This window comes from Planomonospora alba (assembly GCF_039534085.1).
GTDB lineage: Bacteria > Actinomycetota > Actinomycetes > Streptosporangiales > Streptosporangiaceae > Planomonospora_B > Planomonospora_B alba.
Genome location: NZ_BAAAUT010000045.1, coordinates 54,774 through 62,428, shown reverse-complemented (window position 1 = coordinate 62,428; position 7,655 = coordinate 54,774). Strand labels below are relative to the sequence as shown.

Sequence of the window (7,655 nt, the reverse complement as noted above, 5' to 3'; positions counted from 1 at the left end):
GTGGGGACGGCGCGGCGCCCGGGTGCGCGCGTTCGGCCGCGACCGGCGGGACCGCGGCCGGGCGCGCCCTTCCCGGGTGCTCAGGGGGCCCAGGGTGAGGTGACGGCCCAGGTCGCGTCGGCCTCGTAGGCCGAGGCGGTGTCCGACGGGTTCGCGCCGTCCCTGCCCGCGATGAAGACGGCGGCGTGGTGGTGCCGGACGTGGTAGCCGGGATAGTTGGCCGACTCCAGCGACACCCCGCCGTCGGACAGGCCCCTGCGGGCGCAGAAGGTGGCGTCGGCGTCGAACAGGGCTGTTCCGTCACGGGCGTCGTGGTGGATGCGGAAGTCGCGGTGGCGCAGGTAGTGGCCGGGGAAGTTCCGCGACTCCAGCGAGTAGCAGGACGGGTCCGACAGGCCCCGCCGTACGGCGAACGTGGCGTCGGCCTTCAGCGGTTCGGGGCTGTCGGCGGCGACGGCCTCGGTGAGGCCCCGGCCGTCCTGGTGCCGCAGGTAGCGGTCCGTGAAACCGGGGGTGACGACGCGCAGCGACACGTTCTGCCCGACGGGCAGCTCCGCGTCGCTGCGCCACCAGGCCGGGGCCTGCTGCCAGCTCGCGTCGTGGTCGAAGCCCGCCCGGGCGTCCCAGGCGTGCCGGCCTCCGGGCCGGGCGACGTACACCCCGGCGTCGCGGTGGCGCAGGTAGTGGCCGGGGAGGTTGAACGACTCGTAGGTGGTCCCGGTGCCGCTGCGGCCCGGCCGGGGGCAGAAGGTGGCGTCGGCGTCGAACCGGGCGGAGCCGTCCCGCGCCTCCGTGCGCACCCGCAAGCCGCGGTGGCGCAGGTAGCCTCCGGCGGAGGCCCGCGACTCGAAGGAGACGCAGGAGGCGTCGGCGAGGCCGGGCGCCGCCCGGAAGGTCGTCTCCTTCTTCAGCGCGTCGCCGCTGCCGGCGTCCACCGCCTCGACGGTGGCCGCCTCGCCGCTCCGGATGTGGTGGCCGGTGCGGCCGGGGGTGGTGGCCCGCAGCGACACGTAGGTGCCCGCCGCCGCGCGGGCGGCCTCCAGCACCTCCAGGTTGGCGGCGCGCACCCGCGCCTCGTCGACCTTGAGCACCCGGCGGTCGTAGGTGTACAGGCCGTTGACCTCGTTCTCCACGTCGACCGGCTGGGTGTAGATCGACGCCGACAGGCCGCGGCCGGCGATGAGGGGTTTCACGGCGCGCGTCACCTGCTCGTAGCGGCGGGTCAGGGTCGCCGCGTCGGGGGTCATCTCGTAGGCGAAGCCCTTGCCCGGCGCCCACTCGTGGCCGTCCACCCGCAGGCCCAGACCGCCGAACTCGCCGAGCACCGCGATGCGGTCCGCGGTGGGCGGGTTGGTGACGCCGGGGCCGACGTAGATGTGGTCGTCGACGACGTCGCCGTTGCCGCCGTCGAACCCGCAGCAGTTGGAGCCGGAGTTGTTGTTGACCAGGCGCGTGGGATCCCAGCTCTTGACGAGGTCGGCGATGCGCGCCGGGTCGTACTCGCCCCAGCCCTCGTTGAACGGGACCCACTGCACGATCGAGGTGATGCCGCGCAGGTTGTCGACCATGCGGTACAGCTCGGCTTCGAAGTTCGCCCGGTCGGCCGCGGACGGGGCGGAACCGGTGCGCATGGACGGCATGTCCTGCCAGACCATCAGGCCGAGCCGGTCGGCCCAGTAGAACCAGCGGGCCGGTTCGACCTTGATGTGCTTGCGCACGGTGTTGAAGCCGAGCGCCTTCTGCCGCTCCAGGTCGAAGCGGAGCGCGGCGTCGGTGGGGGCGGTGGAGATGCCGTCGGGCCAGTACCCCTGATCCAGGGTGCCGAGGTTGAAGACGAACCTGCCGTTGAGGACGGGGCGCAGCACGCCGCCGACCACGGCCTTGCCGATGGAGCGCATCCCGAAGTAGCCGGAGACGGTGTCGCCGCCGCCCCTGCCGGTCAGGGTGACCCGGAGGTCGTAGAGATGGGGGTCGTCCGGGGACCAGAGGCGGGCGTTGGGGATCGGGATGCGCAGGTGGGCGCCGACCCTCCCCTCGGCGGCGGCGATCCGCCGCCCTCCGGACAGCACGACGGCGCGCACGCCCTGACCGGAGACGCCCGCGCCCTTGACCACCAGGTCGAGGACGCCCGCGGCGACGTCCGGGGTGGTGTCGAGCCGGGTGATGCGGGCGGCGTTGGTCGGCTCAAGCCAGACGGTCTGCCAGATGCCGGAGGACGCGGTGTAGAAGATGCCGTCCGGGCGGAGCCGCTGCTTGCCGACCGGCTGGCCGCCGGCGTCGACCGGGGAGTGCACGCCGACGATCAGCTCGTTCGTCCCGCCGTTCAGCGCGGAGGTGATGTCGAAGGTGAAGGGGTCGTAGGCGCCGCTGTGCTCGCCGACCGGGGTGCCGTTGACCCAGACCTTGGCCCGCCAGTTGACCGCGCCGAAGTTGAGCTGGATCCTGCGGCCCTTCCAGGCGGCCGGCACGGTGAAGGTCCGCCGGTAGTACATGTGGTCCTCGTGCCGCTGGACGCCCGAGAGCGCGGACTCGACGGGGTACGGCACGAGCACGGACTCGGCGAGGTCCCTGCCCACGGGCGGGTCGTCGATCGAGGTGGCGCCGGCGAACTGCCACACGCCGTTGAGGTTCTGCCAGTCGGGGCGGACCAGCTGCGGCCGGGGATACTCCGGCAGCGCGTTGTCCGGGGAGACCTGCGCGGTCCAGGGGGTGGTGAGCGGGGGCGTCTGCTGCTGCCGGCCGTCCGCCGCGGCGGGGGCCGCGACGGCCGCCGCGGGCAGCAGGGCCGACAGGAGCAGGATCAGCAGGAGGGAGGTGAGGGGTGGACGGGAGCGGGCCATGTGCTGCCTCCGTGGGGGGTTAGGTGGTGCCGTGCCGTACTCCGCTGAGGATCCGGTGGGTGATGACGACGGCGGCGAGGAACACGCCGCTGACGACCTGCTGGAAGGAGGAGGACAGTCCGGGGATCTGGTTGATCAGGTTCTGGATGACGCCGAGGAGCAGCGCTCCGGCGATCGTGCCGCCGAGGCCGCCGGCGCCGCCGGTGAGCAGGGTGCCGCCGATCACCACGGCCGCGATCACGTCGAGTTCGAGGCCGATGCCGAGGATCGTCACGCCGGAGGACAGCCGGGCGGCGTTGAGTGCCCCGGCCAGGCCGGCGAGCAGCCCGGACATCAGGTAGACCATGATCTTGATGCGGGTCACCGGCACGCCCATGAGGGCGGCGGCGTCCTCGTTGCCGCCGATGGCGTAGACGTTCTGCCCGAAGCCGGTGCGCTGCAGCAGGACCGCCGCGGCGGCCAGGATCACCAGCATGACGAGGAACGGGTGGCCGACTCCGGCCAGCGTGCCCTGGCCGATCGCCGCGAACGCCTCGTCCTCCACCAGGTAGGTGGTGGCGCCCTCGTCGGTCAGCGACAGCATCAGGCCCCGCGCGCCGAGCAGCCCGGCGAGGGTGACGATGAACGGCGCCATCCGGGTCCTGGCGATGATGACTCCCTGGACCAGGCCGAAGAGCCCGCAGACCGCCACCGGCAGCGCCAGCGCGGCGAGCGTGCCGTGGCGGGAGCCGTACGCCGCGAGGACTCCGCCGAGCGCGAAGAGGGAGCCGACGGACAGGTCGATGCCGCCGGAGACGATGACGAAGGTCATGCCGATCGCGATGATCGCCAGGAACGAGGACGCGGTCGCGATGTTGCCGAGGTTGGCCGGCGTGGTGAAGGAGTCGAACGCGAAGGTGCCGGCGGCCAGCAGCGCGCAGAGCACGATGAGGGCGCCGTGCCGCTGGAAGAGGCGCCCCGCGCGCTCGCGGGAGGTCGGTGCGGTCGTCGCCGGCGGGGCCGGCCGGGCGGTCTGTGCGGTCACCGGCGCTCCCGCGCTGCGTAGACGGCCGCGAGGATGATCACGGCCTGGGCCATCTGGGTCCATGACTGGGGAAGGTCGTGCTTGATCAGGGTCGCCTGGAGCAGCTGCATGAGCAGTGCGCCCATCACGGTGCCGAGCACCCGGACGCGGCCGCCGCTCAGCGGGGTGCCGCCGACCACGACCGCGGTGATGGCCGACAGCTCCATGAACAGCCCCAGGGAGGTGGGGTCGCTGGCCTGCAGCCGGGAGGTGGCGAGCACCCCGGCGACCGCGGCGAGCACCCCGGACAGGACGTAGACGGCCAGCAGGACGCGGCGGACCGGCAGGCCGGAGAGCCTGCTGGCCGCGCGGTTGCCGCCGATGGCGACGAGCTGCCGTCCGAAGGTGGTCCGCCGGACGAGGAACGCGACGGCGGCGACCAGGGCGGCGGCGACGGCCACGACGATCGGCACTCCGGCGACCGCCTCGCTGCCGAGCGCGACGAGGGTGGGGTTGGTGAACTCCCGCAACTGCGGGAGGAACACGTTGGCCAGGCCGCGCACCCCCACCAGGAGGGCGAGCGTGGCGACGATCGGCTGCACGCCCACCACCGCCACGAGCGCGCCGCCGGCCGCGCCGACCAGCGCTCCGGCCAGCAGCGCCATGGCGATGGCGGGCAGCGCGCCGTACCCCAGGTAGAGCGCCACGACGGAGGCGGTCAGCGCCATCACCGAGCCGACCGACAGGTCGATGCCCTCCGTGCCGATCACCAGGGCCATGCCGAGCGAGACGATGACGATCGGGGCGACCTGGACGAGCTGGGTGCGGAAGTTGTCGGCGGCCAGGAAGTGCGGGGTGAACACGGCGTTGAAGGCGAACAGCGCGACGACCGCGGCGTACACGCCGTACTCCTGGAGCCAGGCGACCGCTCTGGCCCGGTCGAGCGCGCCCCTCGCAGGGACGGTCTCAGTCATCGTTCTCCCCCGCGATCGCGGCCATGATCTTCTCCTCTGTCACGTCGGGGCCGCTCAGCTCGCCCGCGACGGCCCCGTCGCGCAGCACCACCACGCGCTCCGACCCCTCCACGAGCTCCTCCAGGTCGGAGGAGATGAGCAGCACGGCCAGGCCGCCGGCGGCCAGTTCGTCGATGAGCGCCTGGACCTCGGCCTTGGCGCCGACGTCGATGCCGCGGGTGGGCTCGTCCAGCAGCAGCACCTTGGGGTCCATGGCCAGCCAGCGGGCGAGCAGGACCTTCTGCTGGTTGCCGCCGGACAGCTCGCCGGCGCGCTGTCCGGGACCGGCGGCCTTGATGCGCAGGCGGCGCATGAACGCCGCCACGACGCGGTCGACGTCGGCCTCGGAGACGATCCCGGCGCGGGCCAGGCGCGGCAGGGCGGCCAGCACGATGTTCTCCCGCACGGAGAGGCCGGGCACGATCCCCTCGGCCTTGCGGTCCTCGGGCAGCAGGCTGATCCCGGCCCGGATGGCGGCGTCGACCGAGCCGGCGGGCACCGGCTCGCCGTCCACCTCCACCCGGCCGGAGTCGAGCGGGAGCGCACCGGCGATCGCCTTGGCCGTCTCGCTGCGGCCCGATCCCAGCAGCCCGCCCAGGCCGACGATCTCGCCCGGCCGTACGGCCAGCGACACGCCGTCCAGCACGTGCTCCCGGCGCAGCCCGCCCGCCCGCAGGACGGGGGCCGCGTGCGGGCGGCGCCGCCCGCCGAAGCGGGTCAGCCCCTCCGTCCTCACCTGGTCCGGGTCGCGGCCCAGCATCAGGGAGACCAGCCGCAGCCGTTCCAGTTCCGCCAGCGGCCCGGTGTGCACCCGCCGCCCGTCGCGCAGCACGGTGACGCGGTCGCAGACGCGGTAGAGCTCCTCCAGCCGGTGGCTGACGTAGACCACCGAGCGGCCCTGGGCCTTCAGGTCCGCGATGGCCGCGAACAGCCGGTCCACCTCGCGCGGCTGCAGCGACGAGGTGGGCTCGTCCATGATGACGACCTGCGCGTCGGCCTCGATCGCCCGGGCCAGGGCGACCATCTGCTGGGCGCCCAGGCCGAGTGAGCCGAGGGGCCGGCGCACGTCGGAGCGGATGCCGTACCCGTGCAGGACCCGCGAGGCCCTCTCCCGCATCGCGGTGAAGTCGATGAGGCCGAGGCGGCCCCGGGGTTCGCGGCCGAGGAAGAGGTTGCGCGCCACGCTCATCTGCGGAACGAGGTTGACCTCCTGGTAGATGGTGGTGATCCCGGCGCGCTGGGCCTCCAGCGGACTGCCGAACGCCACCGGCTCGCCGCGGTATCTGACCTGGCCCGCGTCGGGCCGGTAGACCCCGGTCAGCACCTTGATCAGGGTGGACTTGCCGGCGCCGTTCTCCCCGACGAGGGCGTGCACCTCGCCCTGGCCGAGGGCGAAGGAGACGCGGTCGAGGGCCGTGACGCCCGGGAATGCCTTCAGCACGCCGTCTGTCTCGAGCACCGGGGCGGTGACGGGCACGGGGTTCCTTTCCTGCCGTGGGGCACGCGGGCCGCGAGGCGCGCGCCCCGGTCGGGCGCGGTCGGGCCGGGATCAGTAGGCCTGGCCGAGGGAGTCGGCGGCGTTGGCGGCGTCGTACTCGCGGTCGGCGATGACGACCTTCTCCGGGACGGCCTCGCCGTCCAGGAACTTCTGGGCGGTCTCGAAGGCCAGGGCGCCGAAGCGGGGGTTGGACTCGACCACCGCGTACAGCCAGCCGTCGACGATGCCCTGGACCGCGCCGCGGGTGCCGTCGATGGAGACGATCTTGACGTCGCCGGGCTTCTTGCCCGCGCCCTTGAGCGCGGTGACCGCGCCGAGGGCCATCTCGTCGTTCTCGGCGTAGATGCCGTCGATGTCGGGGTTGGACTGGATGAGCTGCTCGGTGACCTGCTGGCCCTTCTCCCGGGCGAACTCGCCGGTCTGCTCGAAGGTGATCTCGATGTCCGGGGCCTTGGCGGCGATCTGCTCCTTGAAGCCCTGCGTCCGCTCGGTGGTGACGTTGTTGCCGGGGGCGCCCAGCAGGATCGCGACCTTGCCCCTGCCGCCCAGCGCCTTGATCATCTGATCGGCGGCCCGCCTGCCCTGCTCGACGAAGTCGGATCCGATGAAGGTCAGGTAGTCGGAGCAGTGCCTGGCGTTGATCTTGCGGTCGATGGTGATGATCGGCACCTTCCTGGCCGCGGCCTGCTGGAGCACCGGCTCCCAGCCGTCGGAGTTGAGCGGGGCGATCACCAGCAGCTGCGCGCCCTGGGCGATGAGCTGCTGAACGTCGCTGATCTGCTTGGAGAACTGCGACTGGGCGTTGGTGGTCTTGAGGTTGGCGATGCCGAGCCTGGCCGCCTCGTCCTTGATCGACTGCGTCTCGGCGATGCGGAACGGGTTGGCCTCCTTCTCCGACTGGGAGAACCCGACCACGGCGGTCTTCAGGTCGAACGCCGCCGTGCCGTACCGCTGGATCGTGCAGCCCGCGCCGGCCGGGCCGGAGGGGGTCGCCACCTGCTGCCGGGCCTGCGAGCCGGAGGAGCCGGGCGTCGCGGCCGTGGGCTCGGCCTTGGCGCAGCCGGAGGCGAGCAGGGCGGCGGCCAGCAGGGCGGCGGCCCGGCCGGAGCGGTGGGCGAGCAGGGACATCGGTCCTCCTGGGGGCGAGGCCATCGGGTGGTGATCAAAGATTGATGGGATTCCGCAACGGGACGGTAAAGAGATGGCCTCGCAACGGTCACGATCGATCTGATTCGATCAGAAAAGTTAGACGTCCGATCAGATGTGATCGCTCACACTTCCGTCCGGGCCCCGCCGCGCCG

The 7,655-nt window shown here is 72.9% G+C and carries 5 protein-coding genes; all 5 read right to left on the bottom strand.

Annotated elements, in window-relative coordinates:
• Nucleotides 1-80: 80 nt before the first annotated feature.
• Nucleotides 81-2,840, bottom strand: a complete 2,760-nt coding sequence (locus ABD823_RS24865) for an AbfB domain-containing protein (protein WP_344863592.1) — start codon at nucleotides 2,838-2,840, stop codon at nucleotides 81-83.
• 19 nt (nucleotides 2,841-2,859) lie between these two features.
• Nucleotides 2,860-3,864, bottom strand: a complete 1,005-nt coding sequence (locus ABD823_RS24860) for an ABC transporter permease (RefSeq protein ID WP_344863590.1) — start codon at nucleotides 3,862-3,864, stop codon at nucleotides 2,860-2,862.
• The gene (locus tag ABD823_RS24855) at nucleotides 3,861-4,817 is read right to left on the bottom strand and encodes an ABC transporter permease (protein WP_344863588.1); all 957 of its coding nucleotides are present in this window, start codon (nucleotides 4,815-4,817) and stop codon (nucleotides 3,861-3,863) included. The genes ABD823_RS24860 and ABD823_RS24855 overlap by 4 nt, the downstream gene beginning before the upstream one ends.
• Nucleotides 4,810-6,333: a sugar ABC transporter ATP-binding protein gene (locus tag ABD823_RS24850; RefSeq protein WP_344863586.1), complete on the bottom strand. Its 1,524-nt coding sequence runs from the start codon at nucleotides 6,331-6,333 to the stop codon at nucleotides 4,810-4,812. The genes ABD823_RS24855 and ABD823_RS24850 overlap by 8 nt, the downstream gene beginning before the upstream one ends.
• A gap of 72 nt (nucleotides 6,334-6,405) precedes the next feature.
• Complete coding sequence (locus ABD823_RS24845) at nucleotides 6,406-7,482, bottom strand: ABC transporter substrate-binding protein (RefSeq protein WP_344863584.1); 1,077 nt, start codon at nucleotides 7,480-7,482, stop codon at nucleotides 6,406-6,408.
• Nucleotides 7,483-7,655: the final 173 nt, after the last annotated feature.

Coding starts and splice junctions, on each gene's coding strand:
- ABD823_RS24855 (WP_344863588.1), bottom strand. CDS start 4,817: ATGACTGAGACCGTCCCTGCGAGGGGCGCGCTCGACCGGGCCAGAGCG.
- ABD823_RS24845 (WP_344863584.1), bottom strand. CDS start 7,482: ATGTCCCTGCTCGCCCACCGCTCCGGCCGGGCCGCCGCCCTGCTGGCC.
- ABD823_RS24865 (WP_344863592.1), bottom strand. CDS start 2,840: ATGGCCCGCTCCCGTCCACCCCTCACCTCCCTCCTGCTGATCCTGCTC.